At 62.7% G+C, this 17,952-nt stretch carries 18 protein-coding genes and 1 riboswitch; of the genes, 7 read left to right on the top strand and 11 right to left on the bottom strand.

The window, feature by feature from the left end; genetic code table 11:
* Positions 1–23: 23 nt before the first annotated feature.
* Positions 24–983, bottom strand: a complete 960-nt coding sequence (locus SSARUM_RS06245) for a D-2-hydroxyacid dehydrogenase family protein (RefSeq protein ID WP_033647106.1) — start codon at positions 981–983, stop codon at positions 24–26.
* A 114-nt stretch (positions 984–1,097) separates the two neighbouring features.
* Complete coding sequence (gene rhlE / locus SSARUM_RS06240) at positions 1,098–2,474, bottom strand: ATP-dependent RNA helicase RhlE (protein ID WP_033637514.1); 1,377 nt, start codon at positions 2,472–2,474, stop codon at positions 1,098–1,100.
* Positions 2,475–2,771: 297 nt separating this feature from the next.
* Between rhlE and SSARUM_RS06235 the strand changes: the two genes are divergently transcribed.
* From SSARUM_RS06235 to SSARUM_RS06215, 5 genes are read left to right on the top strand one after another with little or no spacing between them, the layout of a single operon-like run.
* Entirely contained in the window at positions 2,772–3,470 is a 699-nt protein-coding gene (locus SSARUM_RS06235) for a CerR family C-terminal domain-containing protein (protein WP_033647107.1), read from the top strand.
* A gap of 18 nt (positions 3,471–3,488) precedes the next feature.
* Positions 3,489–4,475 carry a secretion protein HlyD gene (gene hlyD / locus SSARUM_RS06230; RefSeq protein ID WP_033647110.1) on the top strand — a complete coding sequence of 329 codons (987 nt, stop codon included), beginning with the start codon at positions 3,489–3,491 and terminating at the stop codon, positions 4,473–4,475.
* Positions 4,476–4,483: 8 nt separating this feature from the next.
* Positions 4,484–6,220 (top strand): ATP-binding cassette domain-containing protein, encoded by a 1,737-nt coding sequence (locus SSARUM_RS06225; protein WP_033647113.1) that lies wholly within the window; start codon positions 4,484–4,486, stop codon positions 6,218–6,220.
* Positions 6,217–7,371 (top strand): ABC transporter permease, encoded by a 1,155-nt coding sequence (locus SSARUM_RS06220; protein WP_033637510.1) that lies wholly within the window; start codon positions 6,217–6,219, stop codon positions 7,369–7,371. The genes SSARUM_RS06225 and SSARUM_RS06220 overlap by 4 nt, the downstream gene beginning before the upstream one ends.
* A gap of 11 nt (positions 7,372–7,382) precedes the next feature.
* Entirely contained in the window at positions 7,383–8,489 is a 1,107-nt protein-coding gene (locus SSARUM_RS06215) for an ABC transporter permease (protein ID WP_060429693.1), read from the top strand.
* A 75-nt stretch (positions 8,490–8,564) separates the two neighbouring features.
* On the opposite strand, the gene SSARUM_RS06210 is transcribed toward SSARUM_RS06215, so the two are convergent.
* The 6 genes from SSARUM_RS06210 to moaA form a co-directional block, all read right to left on the bottom strand.
* A complete protein-coding gene (locus SSARUM_RS06210) occupies positions 8,565–9,275 on the bottom strand; it encodes a Bax inhibitor-1/YccA family protein (protein WP_033637508.1) in 711 nt (236 codons plus the stop codon).
* Between the two features lie 130 nt (positions 9,276–9,405).
* Positions 9,406–9,873: a molybdopterin synthase catalytic subunit MoaE gene (moaE, locus tag SSARUM_RS06205; RefSeq protein ID WP_004939764.1), complete on the bottom strand. Its 468-nt coding sequence runs from the start codon at positions 9,871–9,873 to the stop codon at positions 9,406–9,408.
* Positions 9,874–9,875: 2 nt separating this feature from the next.
* On the bottom strand, positions 9,876–10,121 hold the full coding sequence (gene moaD / locus SSARUM_RS06200) for a molybdopterin synthase sulfur carrier subunit (RefSeq protein WP_019453985.1): 246 nt from the start codon (positions 10,119–10,121) through the stop codon (positions 9,876–9,878).
* Positions 10,118–10,597: a cyclic pyranopterin monophosphate synthase MoaC gene (moaC, locus tag SSARUM_RS06195; protein WP_033637506.1), complete on the bottom strand. Its 480-nt coding sequence runs from the start codon at positions 10,595–10,597 to the stop codon at positions 10,118–10,120. Before moaC ends, moaD begins: the two co-directional genes overlap by 4 nt.
* A gap of 3 nt (positions 10,598–10,600) precedes the next feature.
* Positions 10,601–11,116, bottom strand: a complete 516-nt coding sequence (gene moaB, locus SSARUM_RS06190; RefSeq protein ID WP_033637505.1) for a molybdenum cofactor biosynthesis protein B — start codon at positions 11,114–11,116, stop codon at positions 10,601–10,603.
* A 24-nt stretch (positions 11,117–11,140) separates the two neighbouring features.
* Positions 11,141–12,127: a GTP 3',8-cyclase MoaA gene (gene moaA, locus SSARUM_RS06185; protein WP_041033959.1), complete on the bottom strand. Its 987-nt coding sequence runs from the start codon at positions 12,125–12,127 to the stop codon at positions 11,141–11,143.
* Positions 12,114–12,258: riboswitch (molybdenum cofactor riboswitch) on the bottom strand. (Overlaps the previous gene by 14 nt.)
* Positions 12,259–12,792: 534 nt before the next feature.
* Between moaA and SSARUM_RS06180 the strand changes: the two genes are divergently transcribed.
* Entirely contained in the window at positions 12,793–13,710 is a 918-nt protein-coding gene (locus SSARUM_RS06180; protein ID WP_060429691.1) for a gluconeogenesis factor YvcK family protein, read from the top strand.
* 6 nt (positions 13,711–13,716) lie between these two features.
* Here the strand turns inward: SSARUM_RS06180 and SSARUM_RS06175 are convergent, their stop codons facing one another.
* The 3 genes from SSARUM_RS06175 to SSARUM_RS06165 all read right to left on the bottom strand — a co-directional run bounded on the left by SSARUM_RS06175 (position 13,717) and on the right by SSARUM_RS06165 (position 17,060).
* Positions 13,717–13,983, bottom strand: coding sequence for a VF530 family protein (locus SSARUM_RS06175; RefSeq protein WP_004939783.1), 267 nt, complete (start codon positions 13,981–13,983; stop codon positions 13,717–13,719).
* Positions 13,984–14,083: 100 nt separating this feature from the next.
* Positions 14,084–16,096, bottom strand: coding sequence for an excinuclease ABC subunit UvrB (gene uvrB, locus SSARUM_RS06170; RefSeq protein ID WP_033647115.1), 2,013 nt, complete (start codon positions 16,094–16,096; stop codon positions 14,084–14,086).
* 784 nt (positions 16,097–16,880) lie between these two features.
* Entirely contained in the window at positions 16,881–17,060 is a 180-nt protein-coding gene (locus tag SSARUM_RS06165) for a hypothetical protein (RefSeq protein ID WP_130042688.1), read from the bottom strand.
* Positions 17,061–17,204: 144 nt separating this feature from the next.
* Here SSARUM_RS06165 and SSARUM_RS06160 point away from each other — a divergent pair, with 144 nt between their 5' ends.
* Positions 17,205–17,927 carry an ATP-binding cassette domain-containing protein gene (locus tag SSARUM_RS06160; protein WP_033647117.1) on the top strand — a complete coding sequence of 241 codons (723 nt, stop codon included), beginning with the start codon at positions 17,205–17,207 and terminating at the stop codon, positions 17,925–17,927.
* Positions 17,928–17,952: the final 25 nt, after the last annotated feature.

Genomic DNA, 17,952 nt, shown 5'->3' with positions numbered 1-17,952 from the left:
CTCTGCGGGCATTAAAAGCGCCGTCAGCCCAGCCGGCGGATCGGTTGGCCGGCGAGGAACGCCGCAATATCCTCGACCGCCTCGGTGAAGTAGGCGCGGTAGTTGTCGTCCGCCACGTAGCCCACATGCGGCGTCGCCAGCACGTTGGGCAGCTGACGAAACGCATCGTCGGCCGGCAGCGGCTCCGTCTCGAACACGTCCAGCCCGGCGCCGGCGATCTTCCGCTGTTGCAGCACGTCCACCAACGCCGCCCGATCGACGATCGCCGCACGCGAGGTGTTGATCAGGTAAGCGGTGGGCTTCATCGCCGTCAATTCGTCACGCCCCACCAGCCCGCGGCTGCGATCGCTCAGCACCAGGTGGATAGAGACAAAATCGCTCTGCTCGAACAACGCCCGTTTGGACGGCGCCAGTTCAGCCCCCTCCTTCGCCGCCCGTTCCGCCGTCAGGTTCTGGCTCCAGGCCAGCACCCGCATGCCGAACGCCTGCGCCACCCGGGCCATCTGGCCGCCGATCTTGCCCAGCCCCAGCAGCCCCAGCGTTTTGCCCTGCAGGGTGACGCCGAGATCCCGCTGCCACGGGCCGTTGTTTTGCAGCCCGACGCTTTCCGGCACGATATGCTTCGCCAGCCCGAGCAGCAGCGCCCAGGTCAGCTCCATCGGCGCCGCCGATCCGCTGCTGGTGCCGCACACCACCACGCCGCGCTCGGCGGCGGCGGCCAAATCGATAGCGGCGTTGCGCATGCCGGAGGTGATCAGCAGCTTCAGCTTCGGCAGCCGCGCCAGCAGCGAGGCGGTCATCGGCGTGCGCTCGCGCATGATGACCAGAATGTCGCACTCCTGCAGATGCACCGCCAGCTCCGCCTCATCGGTAAAGTGCGCGCTGATGGCGGACACCTCCACCCGCTCGGCCAGTGCCGACCAGTCCGCCATCTTGAGCGCCACCTGCTGGTAATCATCGAGAATTGCGCACTTCAATTTCATCTCCGTCTCCTGGAATCTAGGGGTAGCCACCGTCCAGCCTAGTACGAAAATGCCTTTTCGCCAGGCAAAAAAAAAGCCGCCCGTATCGGCGGCTTACTCTTAGAGCAATCAGGCTTATTCGGCCGGTTTGCGATTGCGCGGGCGGCGCGAAGGCGCGCCGGAACGGCGCTGGCCGTCCCCCTGCGGGCGGGCGTTACCGTTGCCGTTGCCGCGGTTTTCACGCTGGCCGCCGTTCGCGTTACCGCTGCGCTGACCGCCGCCGTTACCGGAACGCTGGCCACCGCCGTTGCCGCGCGGCGCACCGCGCCCGCCACCCTGGCGGCCGTTGATGATCGGCTCGGCCTTGATGGTCGGATCCGGCTCGTAGCCCGGCAGCGCGATGCGTGGAATTTCACGCTTCAGCAGACGCTCGATGTCGCGCAGCAGCTTGTGCTCGTCCACGCACACCAGCGAGATAGCTTCGCCGGTGCGCTCCGCGCGGCCGGTACGGCCGATACGGTGCACGTAGTCTTCCGGCACGTTAGGCAGCTCGTAGTTCACCACGTGCGGCAGCTGGTCGATATCCAGACCGCGCGCCGCGATGTCGGTGGCCACCAGCACGCGGATGCGGCCGTCTTTAAAGTCCGCCAGCGCACGGGTACGGGCGCCCTGGCTCTTGTTGCCGTGGATCGCCGCGGCGGTGATGCCGTCTTTGTTCAGCTGCTCCGCCAGGTGGTTGGCGCCGTGCTTGGTGCGGGTAAACACCAGCACCTGTTTCCAGTCGCCTTCGCCGATCATCTGCGACAGCAGTTCCCGCTTACGCTTCTTGTCGACGAAATGCACGCTCTGTTCGATCTGCTCGGACGCGGTGTTGCGGCGCGCCACTTCTACCGAAGCCGGGTTGTGCAGCAGCTTGTTGGCCAGCGCCTTGATGTCGTCGGAGAAGGTGGCGGAGAACAGCAGGTTCTGACGCTTGGCCGGCAGCTTGGCCAGCACGCGGCGGATGTCGTGGATAAAGCCCATGTCCAGCATGCGGTCCGCTTCGTCCAGCACCAGAATTTCGATTTTGGACAGGTCAACCGCGTTCTGATGTTCCAGATCCAGCAGACGGCCCGGCGTCGCCACCAGGATATCGACGCCGCCGCGCAGCTTCATCATCTGCGGGTTGATGCTCACGCCGCCAAACACCACCAGCGAACGCAGGCGCAGGTGTTTGCTGTAGGCATCGACGTTTTCGCCGATCTGCGCCGCCAGCTCACGGGTTGGTGTCAGGATCAGCGCGCGCACCGGGCGACGGCCTTTGACCGGATGGTCATGCTTGCTCAGCAGCTGCAACAGCGGCAGGGTAAAACCGGCGGTTTTACCGGTGCCGGTCTGGGCGCTGGCCATCAGGTCACGACCTTCCAGCACGACAGGAATAGCCTGACGCTGAATTGGCGTCGGTTCGCGATAGCCCTGTTCTTCAACAGCGCGCACAATTTCAGCACTTAAGCCGAGGGTTTCAAATGACATAAAGAGAAAAACTCCAGATCCCCCCTAACCTAACGGTGTTCGGTGCAGTTTCCTGGGAGGATGATCAGACGGGGCATTAAGCATGACCACGAGGGATTGGCACAAACTGCAGTGCACCAGGCGGCGATTGTAACAGAAGTCGCGCAATAAAAAGCACTTTTACGCGTGGAGAGCACAATCTGCCGTAAATTCAGCATTGTCTGAAGCCGATCACATAACTCATTGTGATTAGCGGTTGCGTTTTAAACAATCTGGCATAAAGTTAATCATATGATTGATTAACTTCGAGCGTGACCCATGCCAGCTTCCGTACCTCATCAGGCCGCCGGCCGGGCGCGCGGCGAGCAAGCGCGCCGGCAGCTGCTCGCCGCGGCGACCGACCTGTTCGGCGAATATGGCCTGCAGGGCGCCACCACCCGCGATATCGCCCAGCGCGCCGGCCAGAACATCGCCGCCATCACCTACTACTTCAGCTCCAAAGAGGGGCTGTACCTGGCCGTGGCGCAGTCGCTCGCCGATTTCATCCAGCAGGCGTTCGCCCCGCTGGCCGAAGAGGTCGATCGCTTCTGGCAACAGCCCGTCGCGCTGCGCTCACCCGACGCGGCGCTGCGTTTGCTGCAGCGTGGCCTGCTGGCCTTCAGCGAACTGATGACCCAGCCGCACACGCTGAACCTGAGCAAAATCATGTCGCGCGAACAGCTCGCCCCGACCGACGCCTACCCGCTGATCCACAGCCAGGTGATCGCGCCGATGCACGAGCGGCTGTGCCGCCTGCTGGCGGCCGCCACCGGCATCGACGAACGCGCCCCCCGCCTCGTGCTGCATACCCATGCGCTGATCGGCGAGGTGCTGTCGTTCCGCGTGGCGCGCGAAACCATCCGCCGTCAGGCCGGCTGGCAAGAGATTGGTGAGGGCGAAGCGGCGCAAGTCGCGGCGGTGCTGAGCGAGCATATCGAGATTCTGGTTGTTGGGCTGCGCCAACGTCACGGCGCGTAAATTCAGGCAGGGAGTGTTATGAACAAAAAACGCAGTGCCTTGATCGTGTTGTTAATTCTGCTGATCGCGGCCGCCGCTTACGGGGTCTGGCATTACCAACAGCAGCAGGATAAGCCGCTGACGCTGTATGGCAACGTCGACATCCGCACGGTGAACCTCGGCTTTCGCGTCGACGGCCGCCTGGCGTCGCTGACGGTGGATGAAGGCGATGCCGTTCAGCCGGGCCAGTTGCTCGGTAAGCTGGACGACGCCCCCTACCGCAACGCGCTGCAGCAGGCCGAAGCCAACGTCGGCAGCGCGCGCGCCAAGCTGTCGTTGCTGCAGGCCGGTTACCGCGCCGAAGAGATCGCCCAGGTGCGGTCGGAAATGGCGCAGCGCCAGTCCGCCTTCGCCTACGCCGACAGCTTCCTGAAACGCCAGCAGGGGCTGTGGGCGAAAAACGCTACCTCCGCCGACGCGCTGGAGGATGCGCGCACCGCCCGCAATCAGGCGCAGGCCAACCTGCAGGCGGCGAAGGACAAGCTGTCGCAATACCGCAGCGGCAACCGCCCGCAAGAAATCGAACAGGCCAAGGCCGACGTTGCGCAGAGCGAGGCGGCGCTGGCGCAGGCACAGTTGAACCTGCAAGACGCCACGCTGGTTTCCCCTTCCGCCGGCACGGTGCTGACCCGCGCGGTGGAGCCGGGCACCATGCTCGGCGCCGGCGGCACGGTCTTCACCCTGTCGCTGACCCGGCCGGTGTGGGTGCGCGCCTACGTCAACGAAACCAGCCTGAGCCAGGCGGTGCCCGGCACCGAACTGGAGATCTACACCGACGGCCGCCCCGGCAAGCCTTATCACGGCAAGATCGGCTTCGTCTCGCCGACCGCCGAATTCACGCCGAAAAGCGTTGAAACGCCGGATCTGCGCACCGACCTGGTGTACCGCCTGCGGGTGATCGTCACCGACGCCGATGACGCGCTGCGCCAGGGCATGCCGGTCACTCTGCGCTTCGCCAAACCCTGAGGCCGGCCATGGAACAGGCGCACACCATTGAGCTGGAAGGGCTGGAGAAGCGCTTCCCGTCGCTTGAGAAACCGGCGGTCGCCAGCCTGACCACCACCCTGCGCAGCGGCGCGGTGATCGGGCTGGTCGGCCCGGACGGCGCCGGCAAAACCACCCTGCTGCGCATGCTGGCCGGGCTGCTGCAGCCCAGCAGCGGCAAACTGCGGGTCGCCGGGCTGGATCCGATCGCGCAGGATCGTCAACTGCACGCGATCCTCGGTTACATGCCGCAGAAGTTCGGGCTGTATGAGGATCTGACGGTGATGGAGAACCTGACGCTGTATGCCGATCTGCGCGGCGTCACCGGCGATCTTCGCCGCCAGACCTTCGAGCGGCTGTTGAAATTCACCGATCTGACCCGCTTCACCGAGCGCCTGGCGGGCAAGCTGTCCGGCGGCATGAAGCAAAAGCTGGGCCTGGCCTGCACGCTGCTGGGCGAACCTCAGGTGCTGTTGCTGGATGAGCCGGGCGTCGGCGTCGATCCGATCTCGCGCCGCGAGCTGTGGCGCATGGTGCACGAGCTGGCCAACGACGGCATGCTGATCCTGTGGAGCACGTCTTATCTCGATGAGGCCGAACAGTGCCGCGAAGTGCTGCTGCTCAACGAGGGCGAGCTGCTGTTCAGCGGCGCGCCGCAGGCGCTGACCCGCCGTATGGCCGGGCGCACGGTGTTGATCGCCGCGCCCCCCGGCAGCCATCGATCGCTGCTGCAGCGGGCGATCTGCCTGCCGGCGGTCACCGACGGGGTGATCCAGGGCAAGTATCTGCGCCTGATCCTGAAGGAAGGCGAAGATCACCGGCAGCTGCTGCAGGCGCTGGATCTGCCGGAGGCCGAACTGGACGAAGCGGATCCGCGCTTCGAGGATGCGTTTATCGATCTGCTCGGCGGCGGCCCCAACCACCGCTCGGCGCTGGCGGAGATCATGCCGACCGTCAACGGCGCAAGCGGTGAAACGGTGATCGAAGCGGTGCAGCTGACCAAAAAATTCGGCGACTTCGCCGCTACCGATCACGTTGATTTCCAGGTGCGGCGCGGCGAAATTTTCGGCCTACTCGGGCCGAACGGCGCCGGCAAGTCCACCACCTTCAAAATGATGTGCGGCCTGCTGATCCCCTCCAGCGGCAAGGCGCTGGTGCTGGGGATGGATCTCAAGACCAGCTCCGGCAAGGCGCGCCAGCGGCTCGGCTACATGGCGCAAAAATTCTCGCTGTACGGCAACCTGACGGTGGCGCAAAACCTGAAGTTCTTCTCCGGCGTCTACGGCCTGGGCGGCAAGGCGCAGCGCGACAAAATCGACGAGATGTCGCGCGCCTTCAACTTCGCGCCGATCCTCGATCAGACGCCGGACGCGCTGCCGCTCGGCTTCAAACAGCGCCTGGCGCTGGCCTGCGCGCTGATGCACGAACCGGATATCCTGTTCCTCGACGAACCGACTTCCGGCGTCGATCCGCTGACGCGGCGCGAGTTCTGGTTGCACATCAACGGCATGGTCGACAAGGGCGTCACGGTGATGGTGACCACCCACTTTATGGACGAGGCGGAGTACTGCGACCGCATCGGCCTGGTGTACCGCGGCAAGATCATCGCCGCCGGCACGCCGGACGATCTCAAACAGCAGGTGGCGCGCGACGACAATCCCAACCCCTCGATGGAGCAGGCGTTTATCGAGCTGGTGCAGGGCTACGATGAGGAGGAATCACGGTGAGCGATAACCGCACCCCAATCGACGACGGCGGCTTCTCCTGGCGCCGGCTGCGCGCGCTGTGCCTGAAGGAAACGCGGCAGATACTGCGCGATCCCAGCAGCGGCCTGATCGCCTTCGTCATCCCGCTGATGCTGCTGTTTATCTTCGGCTACGGCATCAACCTGGACTCCAGCAAGCTGCATCTGGGCATTCTGATGGAGCAGCAGAGCGAAGACGCGCGCGATCTGGCCCACGCCTTCGCCGGTTCGCCCTATATCGAACCGACCATCAGCGACAACCGCCAACGGCTGATCCAGCAGATGCAGGCCGGCACGATCCGCGGCCTGGTGGTGATCCCGGTGGATTTCGACCAGCGCATGGCGCGCCCGCACGACAGCGCCCCAATCCAGGTGATCACCGACGGCAGCGAGCCGAACACCGCCAACTTCGTGCAGGGTTACGCCCAGGGCGTATGGCAAGTTTGGCAGCAACAGCGCGCCGCCGATCGGGGTAACAGCGACAAGCCGCTGATTGACGTGCAGATGCGCTACTGGTTCAACCCGGCGGCCATCAGCCGGCACTACATCATTCCCGGCGCCATCACCATCATCATGACGGTGATCGGTGCCATCCTCACCTCGCTGGTGATCGCCCGCGAATGGGAGCGCGGCACCATGGAGGCTCTGCTGTCCACCCAGGTGACGCGCAGCGAGCTGCTGCTCTCCAAGCTGATCCCTTATTACTTCCTCGGCATGGCCGCCATGGCGCTGTGCATGGCGGTGGCGGTGTGGGTGCTCGGCGTGCCCTATCGCGGCTCGCTGCTGATCCTGCTGCTGATCAGCAGCCTGTTCCTCGCCAGCACCCTCGGCATGGGCCTGCTGATCTCCACCCTCACCCGCAATCAGTTCAATGCGGCGATGGTGGCGCTGAACGCCGCCTTCCTGCCGTCGATCATGCTGTCCGGCTTCATCTTCCAGATCGACAGCATGCCGGCCATTGTGCGCGCGGTGACCTACATCATTCCGGCGCGCTACTTCGTCAGCACGCTGCAAACGCTGTTCCTGGCGGGCAACGTCGGCACCGTGCTGCTGATCAATCTGCTGTTCCTGATCGCTTCCGCGGTGGTGTTCATCGGCCTGACGGCCTGGAAAACCCAGCGCCGGCTGGATTGAGGAGAAAAGCGATGTTTCATCGTCTGTTGACGCTCATCATCAAGGAAATGCAGGCGCTGCTGCGCGATCCGCAAACCCGCGCCATTTTAATCATGCCGGTGATCCTGCAGGTGCTGCTGTTCCCGTTCGCCGCGACGCTGGAAGTCACCAACGCCACCATCGCGGTCTACAGCGAGGACAGCGGCCAGGCCTCGGTAGAGCTGACCCAGCGCTTCGCCAAGGCCAAGGCCTTTCAACACGTGCTGCTGCTGCGCAGCCCGCAGGAGATAAAGACCACCATCGACAACCAGCGGGCGCTGCTGCTGATCCGCTTCCCGGCGCAGTTCTCGCGCGATATCGCCACCGGCAACACCGCGCCGCTGCAGCTGCTGCTCGACGGGCGCAACTCCAACAGCGCGCAGATCGCCGCCAACTACGTGCAGCAGATCGTGCAGGAATATCAGAACGAGCTGCTCGGCAACCGCGCTAAACCCAACAACAGCGAGCTGGTGGTGCGCAACTGGTATAACCCGAATCTGGACTACAAATGGTTCGTGGTGCCGTCGCTGATCGCCATGATCACCACCATCGGCGTGCTGATCGTCACCTCGCTGTCGGTGGCGCGCGAACGCGAACAGGGCACGCTGGAACAGCTGCTGGTCTCGCCGCTCACCACCTGGCAGATCTTTATCGGCAAGGCGGTGCCGGCGCTGATCGTCGCCAGCTTCCAGGCCAGCATCGTGCTGCTGATCGGCATCTTCCTGTATCAGATCCCGTTCGCCGGATCGCTGCTGCTGTTCTATGCCACCATGCTGATCTACGGGCTGTCGCTGGTCGGTTTCGGCCTGCTGATCTCGTCGCTGTGCGCCACTCAGCAGCAGGCGTTCATCGGCGTGTTCGTGTTCATGATGCCGGCGATCCTGCTCTCGGGTTACGTCTCGCCGGTAGAGAATATGCCGGTGTGGCTGCAGGATCTGACCTGGGTTAACCCGATACGCCACTTCACCGACATCACCAAGCAGATCTACCTGAAGGACGCCAGTTTCAACATCATCTGGCACAGCCTGTGGCCGCTGCTGGTGATCACCGCCACCACCGGCAGCGCCGCCTACGCGCTGTTCCGCCGCAAGATCGCATAAAAAAGGCTCTGCATGTCACATGCAGAGCCTGGTAAGTCCTGTGGATTTCAAGCTGCTGCTTGAAAGACCACGGATTTAGCGGCGGTTGCCGAAGATACGCAACAACATCAGGAACAGGTTGATGAAATCGAGATACAGCGTCAGCGCGCCGACGATGGCGTACTTGCGGAAGCTGTCTTTATCATCGGCGTTCAGCTGCTCGCCCATCGCCTTGAGTTTTTGCGTGTCGTACGCGGTCAGGCCGACGAACACCACCACCCCGATGTAGGTGATCGCCCACATCAGCGCGGTGCTTTTCAGCCAGATGTTCACCAGCGAGGCCAGCACGATGCCGATCAGCGCCATGAACAGCATGCTGCCGAAGCCGCTCAGATCTCGCTTGGTGGTGTAGCCATACAGGCTCATGGCGCCGAACATGCCGGCGGTGACCACGAAGGTGCTGGCGATCGAGCTGTAGGTGTAGGCAATGAAGATGCTCGACAGCGTCAGCCCGGTCAGCGCCGAGTACAGCATGAACAGCGAAGTGGCCACCGCGCCGCTCAGGCGGTTGACCATGCCGGAGATCACGAACACCAGCGCCAGTTGAGCGATGATCAGGCCGAAGAAGGTGATCTGGCTGGAGAAGATGAAGTTGAGGATCGCGGGCGTGTTGGCCGCATACCAGGAAACGAACGCCGTCAGCAGCAGACCGCAGGTCATCCAGCCGTAAACCTGCGCCATGTAGGCCTGAATGCCGCTGTTGGCACGTTCGACGATTGAACCATTAGAGCGTGGATATCGGTCCATGACGGTTACCTTTTGCGTTGTAAACAAGATTCCGAAGCCCCGCGAACGGGGCTTCGCCTGCTATAAGCGTACCACAGAATATGCCGGGCGAAAGCGGCAAAGGTCTTGATTTGTTTCCGCTGTTGACGCGTTATTTAGCCGCGTCGTGCCAGCGCTGCGCGGCCTCGCGATCGCTGTCGCGAGCGTCCACCCAACGATCGCCCTGGCCGGTGGCTTCGCGCTTCCAGAACGGCGCGCGGGTCTTCAGGTAGTCCATGATGAACTCGCTGGCGGCGAACGCCATGCTGCGGTGCGCGCCGGTCACGCCGACGAACACGATCTCGTCGCCGGGATACAGCGCGCCGACGCGGTGGATCACCGTCACCCGCTGCAGCGGCCAACGGCTGCGCGCCTCGGCCACGATCTCCGCCAGCGCCTTCTCGGTCATGCCGGGATAGTGTTCCAGCGTCAGCGCGCTGACGTCGTCACCCAGATTATGGTTGCGCACCTTGCCGGTGAAGGTCACCACCGCGCCATCGGCGTCGCACTGCGCCAGCCACTGGTACTCGTCGCCGACGTTGAACGGCGCTTCGCCCACGCGAATGCGGGTATTTTCCATGCTTACCCCCCGGTGACCGGCGGGAAGAAGGCCACTTCATCGCCGGCGCGCAGCGGATGGTCCGCCGCCACCAGCGACTGATTGACCGCCGCCAACAGCTTGCCGGACTCCAGCGCCAGCGCCCAACGATCGCCGCGCGCGCACAGCGCCTGGCGCAACGCCTCGACGGTCGGGTAATCCGCCGGCATCGACAGGCCGCCGGTGCCCACCAGTTCGCGCACCTGCGCGAAGAAAAGAATATCGATCATACGTTCACCTTAAAATCGCCGGATTTGCCGCCGCTTTTCGCCAGCAGGCGCACCGGGCCGATCACCATGTCTTTCTGTACCGCTTTGCACATGTCATAAATGGTCAATGCCGCCACCGAGGCGGCGGTCAGCGCCTCCATCTCGACGCCGGTTTTGCCGGTCAGCCGGCAGCAGGTTTCGATGCGCACCCGGCTGTGCTGCGTTTGCGCCTCCAGCTGCACTTCGACCTTGCTCAGCATCAGCGGGTGGCACAGCGGGATCAGCTCCCAGGTGCGTTTGGCCGCCTGAATGCCGGCGATGCGCGCCGTGGCGAACACGTCGCCCTTGTGATGGCTGCCGTCGACGATCATCGCCAGCGTGGCGGGCAGCATCTCGACGAAGGCTTCGGCGCGCGCTTCACGCACCGTTTCGGCCTTGGCGGAAACGTCAACCATATGGGCTTCGCCGGCGGCGTTAATGTGGGTTAGCTGTGTCATGACTCAGGGCTTCTTCAAGTGGGGCTGGAAGTTGCACGGGCGATGGCGCGCGTCCAACTGCTCTTCGATAATCCGCTCCCAGGCGGTGCGGCAGGCGCGGGTGGAGCCCGGCATGGCGAAGATCACCGTGCGGTTGGCCAGGCCGGCCAGCGCGCGCGACTGGATCGTCGCGGTGCCGATCTCTTCGTACGACACCATGCGGAACAGTTCACCGAACCCTTCCACCTCTCTGTCGAACAGCGGCAGCAGCGCTTCCGGCGTGTTGTCGCGGGCGGTAAAACCGGTGCCGCCGGTGATCAGCACCGCCTGCACGTTGTCATCGGCGATCCAGGCGGAAACCCGCGCGCGGATCTGGTAAATGTCATCTTTGACGATGGCGCGATCCACCACCTGATGGCCGGCTTCCTGCGCCGCTTCCTGCAGATAGTGGCCGGAGGTGTCTTCCGCCGCGCCGCGGCTGTCGGAGACGGTCAGGATGGCGATATGCGCCGCAATAAACTCGCTGCTCGCATGGCTCATGGTTCAATAGGCTCCTATTGGCTGTCAGCCGCCGATAAACGACAGGTTCTGGGTGATCCCGCTGTTGCCCTGATGCAGGAAATGGGTCTGCTTCTTGCTCAGCAGCCCGCTCTGGATGCGCGCCTTCAGCGCGTCGAGCTGGCCGTCCTCGGCCAGCAGATCGCGCAGGGGCACCCCCTGCTCGCCGAACAGGCACAGGTGCAGATTGCCGATGGAAGAAACGCGCAGCCGGTTACAGCTGGCGCAGAAGTCTTTTTCATACGGCATGATAAGCCCCACCTCGCCCTGGTAGTCCGGGTGGCTGAACACCTGCGCCGGGCCGTCGCTGCGGCCGCGTGCCTGGCGCTGCCAGCCCTGCTGCTCCAACTGCAGGCGAATCACTTCGCCGGAAACGTGGTGTTTGCGAAACAGCTCGCCGCCCTCGCCGGTTTCCATCAGTTCGATAAAGCGCAGCTGGATAGGCCGGTCCTTGATCCAGGCGAGAAAGGCGCCGAGCTGCTGGTGGTTAACGTCGCGCATCAGCACTGCGTTGACCTTGACCTTGCTGAAACCGGCGCTGAAGGCGGCGTCGATGCCGTCCATCACCTGGCGGAACTTGTCCTGGCCGGTGATGGCGTGAAACTGGCGGGGATCCAGGCTGTCGATGCTGACGTTGATCGCCGTCAGACCGGCGTCACGCCAGGCGGCGACGTCGCGCGCCAGACGGTAGCCGTTGGTGGTGACCGCCAGGGTACGGATGGCCGGGTTTTCCCGCACGGCGGCGATGATCTCGGTAAAATCGCGGCGCAGCGAAGGCTCGCCGCCGGTCAGGCGCACCTTTTCGGTGCCCAGTTCGGCGAACGCGCGGCTGACGCGGCGGATTTCATCCAGCGACAGGAAGCTTTTCGGGCTGCCGCTCGGCTTGTAGCCGTCGGGCAGACAATAGGTGCAACGAAAGTTGCACACGTCGGTGATCGACAAGCGCAGGTAATAGAACTTGCGCTCATAAGCATCAATGAGTTGCGGCACCATAACACCTTTCCAAAGTCGGGAGATGCGAGCGTTTCCCCTCTGCACCCTGGTGGCTGACTTCGCCACGGCCCAGGCGCCATATCGTTCCGGATGAACAACGTAGGCGCAGGGGCTAGGAGTTTGATTTCTCTTCCCGCTACCTTGAGTAGCCGGAACGAAACCGTGGTTTTCAGCAGAATTCTAGCGCTAATCGGCAACGATAGCCAACGCGTAAATTCGCTATATAATTGTCTATACAGCGTTTTTAGACGCCGCGTATTCTGGTAAACCATGATAAACATCACTTGCGCGGACGAATTGACCGGAATCACGCAAATGACACTCTTTATGCCCTAAATAATTGGAGTTGCCTCCCGACGGCAAGAGCGGGACAAATCGGTCGGGAACCGATTTGAACAGCGCTTGCGCTGGCCCGAAGGGGGGGCCTCAGGACGAGGCTCATCAGTCCCCAGGAGCTTACTTAGGTAAGTGACTGGGGTGACAAATCTGCCGGGAGCAGATTTGAACGCTGCTTGCAGCGGCCCTGAAGGGGCGTGGCCCATGGACGGGCCACGTAACTAAATGCAGCCAACACAGAGGCAACTTCAAGGATGACGGGTATATCGCGTTTTTATGCCGGATCCGTTACCTTATGCGGGCAGTTCAGCCCCTTTGTAAGGAAATTTATGCGTAATCGTACCCTGGCCGATCTCGACCGCGTGGTGGCGTTAGGCGGCGGACACGGCCTGGGCCGTGTGATGTCGGCCCTGTCGTCCTTAGGCTCCCGCCTGACCGGCATCGTCACCACCACCGACAACGGCGGTTCCACCGGCCGCATCCGCCGTTCGGAAGGCGGCATTGCCTGGGGCGATACCCGTAACTGTCTCAACCAGCTGATCACCGAACCGAGCGTCGCCTCGGCGATGTTCGAATACCGCTTCAGCGGCAACGGCGAACTGGCCGGCCACAACCTCGGCAACCTGATGCTGAAAGCGCTGGATCACCTGAGCGTGCGCCCGCTGGAAGCGATCAACCTGGTGCGCAGCCTGCTGAAGGTGGACGCGGCGCTGATCCCGATGTCGGAACAGCCGGTGGATTTGATGGCGCACGATCACGAAGGCAATCACGTTTACGGTGAAGTGAATGTCGATCAGCTGGCCCATATGCCGCAGGAGCTGATGCTGTCGCCGCCGGTCAGCGCCACGCGCGAAGCGCTGGACGCCATCGCGCAGGCCGACGTGATCCTGATCGGGCCGGGCAGTTTCCTCACCAGCCTGATGCCGCTGCTGCTGCTGGACGATCTCACCCAGGCGCTGCGCCGCAGCAGCGCCAGCATGATCTATATCGGCAACCTCGGCCGCGAGCTGAGCGTGGCCGCCGCGGCGCTGTCGCTACAGGATAAGCTGACGCTGATGGAAGAGAAGATTGGCCGCCGGATGATCGATGCGCTGATCGTCGGCCCGGCGGTAGACGCCAGTGAAGTGCAGGATCGGGTGGTGATTCAACAGCCGCTGGAAGCGAGCGACATCCCCTACAGACACGATCGCCAGCTGCTGCGCCAGGCGCTGGATCTGGCGCTGGTGGCGCTGGCCGCCCGCCGCTGACCGAATTTAACCGTCTCGCCCGCGCAGCCAGGGATTATCGCTGGCTGGGGCGGGATGGCTGACCATATCGATATACAGATCTTCCACCTCTTTGCGCGCCCAGGGCGTGCGACGCAAAAACTTCAGGCTGGACTTGATGCTCGGATCGCTGCGGAAGCAGTTGATGCGAATGCGTGCGCCCAGCTCGGACCAACCGTAGTGATCCACCAGCTTATTCAGCAGTTGCTCCAGCGTCACGCCGTGCAGCGGGTCTTTGGACTGGTGTTGGCTCATGTTCGGTACTCTTCGTGGTCAAATCGGGCCGCACACCTTAACAGCTTTGACGCGGCCGACAAGGAATTTCGACGCCCGCCGCGCGGGCGCCATCCAACGGTCAGGAAATCGCAATAAACTGCTCGCGCAGCTGGTGGATCTGGTCGCGCAGCGCAGCCGCCTGCTCGAACTCCAGGTTTTGCGCGTGGGTGTACATTTGCGCTTCCAGATCGCGGATTTTCTGATCCAGCGCTTTCGGCGTAAGGTTCTGCAGCGAAGCGCCGCCGTCCGCCGCCTTGCCCTTGCCTTTGCTCTTGGCGCGGTTGACCGGCTGGCCGATCTGCAGAATGTCGCCGATCTTCTTGTTCAGCCCCTGCGGCACGATGCCGTTGGCTTCGTTGTAGGCCTGCTGCTTGGCGCGGCGCCGCTCGGTTTCACCGATCGCCTTGGCCATCGAATCGGTGATGCGATCGCCATACAGGATCGCCTTGCCGTTCAGGTTACGCGCCGCGCGTCCGATGGTCTGGATCAGCGAACGCTCGGAACGCAGGAAACCTTCCTTGTCGGCGTCCAGAATCGCCACCAGCGACACCTCAGGCATGTCGAGCCCCTCACGCAGCAGGTTGATGCCCACCAGCACGTCGAACTCGCCCAGACGCAGGTCACGGATGATTTCGACCCGTTCCACGGTATCGATGTCCGAGTGCAGGTACCGCACGCGCTCGCCATGCTCTTCCAGGTATTCGGTCAGGTCTTCCGCCATGCGTTTGGTCAGGGTGGTCACCAGCACGCGCTCGTTGATCGCCGCTCGCTTGCGGATCTCGGAGAGCAGATCGTCCACCTGGGTGGCGACCGGCCGCACCTCCACGATCGGATCCAGCAGCCCGGTCGGCCGCACCACCTGATCGATCAGATCGCCGCCGGATTTCTCCAGCTCGTATTTGCCCGGCGTCGCGGAGACATAGATGGTCTGCGGCGCCAGCGCCTCGAACTCCTCGAAGCGCAGCGGGCGGTTGTCCAGCGCCGACGGCAGGCGGAAGCCGTACTCCACCAGCGTTTCCTTGCGCGCGCGGTCGCCCTTGAACATCGCGCCGATCTGCGGAATGGTGACGTGGGATTCGTCGACCACCAGCAGGCCGTCCGCCGGCAGGTAGTCGAACAGCGTCGGCGGCGGCTCGCCCTCGGCGCGCCCGGACAGGTAGCGCGAGTAGTTTTCGATGCCCGAGCAGTAGCCCAGCTCGTTCATCATCTCCAGATCGAACTGGGTGCGCTGCGTCAGGCGCTGCTCTTCCAGCAGCTTGTTGTTGGCCAGCAGCACCTTGCGGCGGTCCGCCAGATCGACCTTGATCTCTTCCATCGCTTGCATGATCCGCTCGCGCGGCGTCACGTAGTGCGATTTCGGGTAGATGGTAAAGCGCGGCACCACCTGCTCGATCTGCCCGGTCAGCGGATCGAACAGCGACAGCCGCTCCACTTCTTCGTCGAACAGCTCGACGCGCAGCGCCAGCTCGTCCGACTCCGCCGGGTAAATGTCGATCACCTCGCCGCGCACGCGGAAGGTAGCGCGCTGGAAGGCCTGATCGTTGCGGGAATATTGCAGCTCCGCCAGGCGGCGCAAAATGGATCGCTGATCGATGATCATCCCCTGGGTCAGGTGCAGCATCATCTTCAGGTAAAGATCCGGATCGCCCAGGCCGTAGATCGCCGACACCGACGCCACCACCACCACGTCGCGCCGCTCCAGCAGCGCCTTGGTGGCGGAAAGGCGCATCTGCTCGATGTGCTCGTTCACCGAAGCGTCTTTTTCAATGAAGGTATCGGAGCTGGGCACGTAGGCTTCCGGCTGGTAGTAGTCGTAGTAGGAGACGAAGTATTCCACCGCATTCTCCGGGAAAAACTCTTTCATCTCGCCGTACAGCTGCGCCGCCAGCGTCTTGTTCGGCGCCAGCACCATGGTCGGCCGATTCAGATCGGCTATCACGTTGGCGATGGTGAATGTCTTGCCCGAACCGGTGACCCCCAGCAACGTCTGGTGCGCCAGGCCGTCTTCCAGCCCCTCTTCCAGCTTGCGGATGGCTTCCGGCTGATCGCCGGCCGGTTTGAACTCTGAATGCAGTTTGAAAAGTTTACTCATTGCTCGGCTACCCTGTGGAGATGCGCGCGCTCAGGCGGCCAGCCGACTCTGCGCCGGGCATGGCCCCTAATTATGGAAAGTGTCGGCGATTTGCGCCAGTGCCCATGATACTGGATATAAAACCAGCTTCAAGCGGATTCGTCGCTGCGCCCGATGCCGCGGCAACGCCGTTGCACCGTGGCGTTACAGTCCGGTGACATTTTTATTGTCAATAACAGATTTATCCCCAGAACTTGCCGCGAATTAACTTATTGATAGCACCGCGTCGAAAAATCATACATAGAGACCTGATCAATACCCTCGCGTCTTGATTTTAATTAAATTATTGATAATTAATTACTTTAATAAAAAGACGAGAATGCGGGCAAAGCGAACAGAACCCGCGTCCGCTCTCGCTTTACAGCGTTTTTCTAAATCTAATACACAAGGTTATCCACAGGAATAGTGGATAACTCTCACCGCCCCGCCCGGGGCGGGAGTTACAGAAAGAAAGCTTTTCGCCCTTTACACTGGCCAAAATGCCTTTTTTAGTTATTTTTTCATAAAAATATCGCTTTGTTTATGCCGATTAATACTAAAAATCCCCATTGCCAAAATCGCATTGGCTCCTTTCACGTGGATCGCTCTTGACGGCGGCGCAATGCCTTGCACCATGCCCACACCGAACAGCACCACAAGAGTGCAAAAAACGTCCGGGTTAACTTGCCCGCGTATTTTCAGGCCGTCACGGCAGCGCGCGTCAGGCCTGACGTGCGGTTAACAAGGCGATAACAATCCCCCGTTTTCACCCGGCGGCAAAAATTGGCCTGGGAGTTGCTTTGTCTTCCTGCGTATAAATGCGGTGCGGCAGCATGATGCGCTGCCGGCCGCGAAGTTTCACCGCCGCGGCGTTATCGCCCGTAAAAACGCAAGAACGACACCAAGTCGTCACAAGCGTCGTTTTTAACGACATATTGACTGTCATTCCGTCCACCGCAGACCTGGCTCTGGCTCCTCGGACGGACGGCATTTTGTTCCAGACATTGCCACACTCGGGAAATTCGCCGCTCATGCGGCCTTTGCAGCCCCCGCCAACGAGTGAAACGAGCGTCTATGAGGAGAATGCCAAATGCTGAGCCTGAGATCGGTCAATCAATTTTACGGGCAGAACCACACCCTGTGGGACATCAACCTGGAGCTGCCGCGCGGCCAGTGCACCGTCCTGCTCGGGCGCAACGGGGTGGGCAAGACCACGCTGGTCAACTGCATCATGGGGCATGTGCCGGTGGTGAGCGGCAGCATGACCTGGCAGCCGGCGGATCAGCCGCCGCAAAACCTGCTGCTGCAGCCGATGGAGCGCCGCGCCGCGCTGGGCATCAGCCACGTACCCCAAGGGCGGCAGCTCTTCTCGCAGTTGAGCGTGGAGGAGAATCTGCAGGTGGCGCAAATGGCCGGGCGCGGCGCCCCTCGCCGTATTCCGCCGCTGATCTACAGCCTGTTTCCCCATTTGCGCCAGATGCGCGCGCGCCGCGCCGGCGATCTGTGCGTGGGCGCTCAGCGCCAGCTGGCGATCGGTCGGGCGCTGGCCCAGGAGCCGGCTCTGCTGATCCTCGACGAACCGACGGCGGGTGTACCGCCCTCGATCGCCGCCGACATCGGCAACGTGATCCGCCGGCTCAACCGCGAACTGGGCATGACCATTTTACTGGTGGAGCATCAGCTGCCGTTCGTGCGCCGGGTGGCGGATCGCTTCTGCCTGTTGGATAGCGGGCGCACGGTGGCGCACGGCGCGCTGGCGCAGCTGGATGAGGCGCTGATCGGCGCCGGGTTGGCAGGGCAAGAAGAAGGATGAGGGAGAGAAGCCCCCCTCATTGAGA

The sequence above is a fragment of the Serratia sarumanii genome (assembly GCF_029962605.1).
GTDB classification, from domain to species: domain Bacteria; phylum Pseudomonadota; class Gammaproteobacteria; order Enterobacterales; family Enterobacteriaceae; genus Serratia; species Serratia sarumanii.
The sequence above is the reverse complement of the archived record's forward strand: the minus strand, read 5'-3'. Positions and strand labels throughout refer to the sequence as shown.

What these genes read in the sequence shown, in the direction of transcription:
- SSARUM_RS06245 (WP_033647106.1), bottom strand. Translation starts at nt 983, where the DNA reads ATGAAATTGAAGTGCGCAATTCTCGATGATTACCAGCAGGTGGCGCTC.
- SSARUM_RS06165 (WP_130042688.1), bottom strand. Translation starts at nt 17,060, where the DNA reads ATGACAGTCAATATGTCGTTAAAAACGACGCTTGTGACGACTTGGTGT.
- moaE (WP_004939764.1), bottom strand. Translation starts at nt 9,873, where the DNA reads ATGGAAAATACCCGCATTCGCGTGGGCGAAGCGCCGTTCAACGTCGGC.
- SSARUM_RS06175 (WP_004939783.1), bottom strand. Translation starts at nt 13,983, where the DNA reads ATGAGCCAACACCAGTCCAAAGACCCGCTGCACGGCGTGACGCTGGAG.
- rhlE (WP_033637514.1), bottom strand. Translation starts at nt 2,474, where the DNA reads ATGTCATTTGAAACCCTCGGCTTAAGTGCTGAAATTGTGCGCGCTGTT.
- SSARUM_RS06160 (WP_033647117.1), top strand. Translation starts at nt 17,205, where the DNA reads ATGCTGAGCCTGAGATCGGTCAATCAATTTTACGGGCAGAACCACACC.
- SSARUM_RS06235 (WP_033647107.1), top strand. Translation starts at nt 2,772, where the DNA reads ATGCCAGCTTCCGTACCTCATCAGGCCGCCGGCCGGGCGCGCGGCGAG.
- SSARUM_RS06225 (WP_033647113.1), top strand. Translation starts at nt 4,484, where the DNA reads ATGGAACAGGCGCACACCATTGAGCTGGAAGGGCTGGAGAAGCGCTTC.
- uvrB (WP_033647115.1), bottom strand. Translation starts at nt 16,096, where the DNA reads ATGAGTAAACTTTTCAAACTGCATTCAGAGTTCAAACCGGCCGGCGAT.
- SSARUM_RS06210 (WP_033637508.1), bottom strand. Translation starts at nt 9,275, where the DNA reads ATGGACCGATATCCACGCTCTAATGGTTCAATCGTCGAACGTGCCAAC.
- SSARUM_RS06215 (WP_060429693.1), top strand. Translation starts at nt 7,383, where the DNA reads ATGTTTCATCGTCTGTTGACGCTCATCATCAAGGAAATGCAGGCGCTG.
- moaB (WP_033637505.1), bottom strand. Translation starts at nt 11,116, where the DNA reads ATGAGCCATGCGAGCAGCGAGTTTATTGCGGCGCATATCGCCATCCTG.
- moaA (WP_041033959.1), bottom strand. Translation starts at nt 12,127, where the DNA reads ATGGTGCCGCAACTCATTGATGCTTATGAGCGCAAGTTCTATTACCTG.
- moaD (WP_019453985.1), bottom strand. Translation starts at nt 10,121, where the DNA reads ATGATCGATATTCTTTTCTTCGCGCAGGTGCGCGAACTGGTGGGCACC.
- moaC (WP_033637506.1), bottom strand. Translation starts at nt 10,597, where the DNA reads ATGACACAGCTAACCCACATTAACGCCGCCGGCGAAGCCCATATGGTT.
- hlyD (WP_033647110.1), top strand. Translation starts at nt 3,489, where the DNA reads ATGAACAAAAAACGCAGTGCCTTGATCGTGTTGTTAATTCTGCTGATC.
- SSARUM_RS06180 (WP_060429691.1), top strand. Translation starts at nt 12,793, where the DNA reads ATGCGTAATCGTACCCTGGCCGATCTCGACCGCGTGGTGGCGTTAGGC.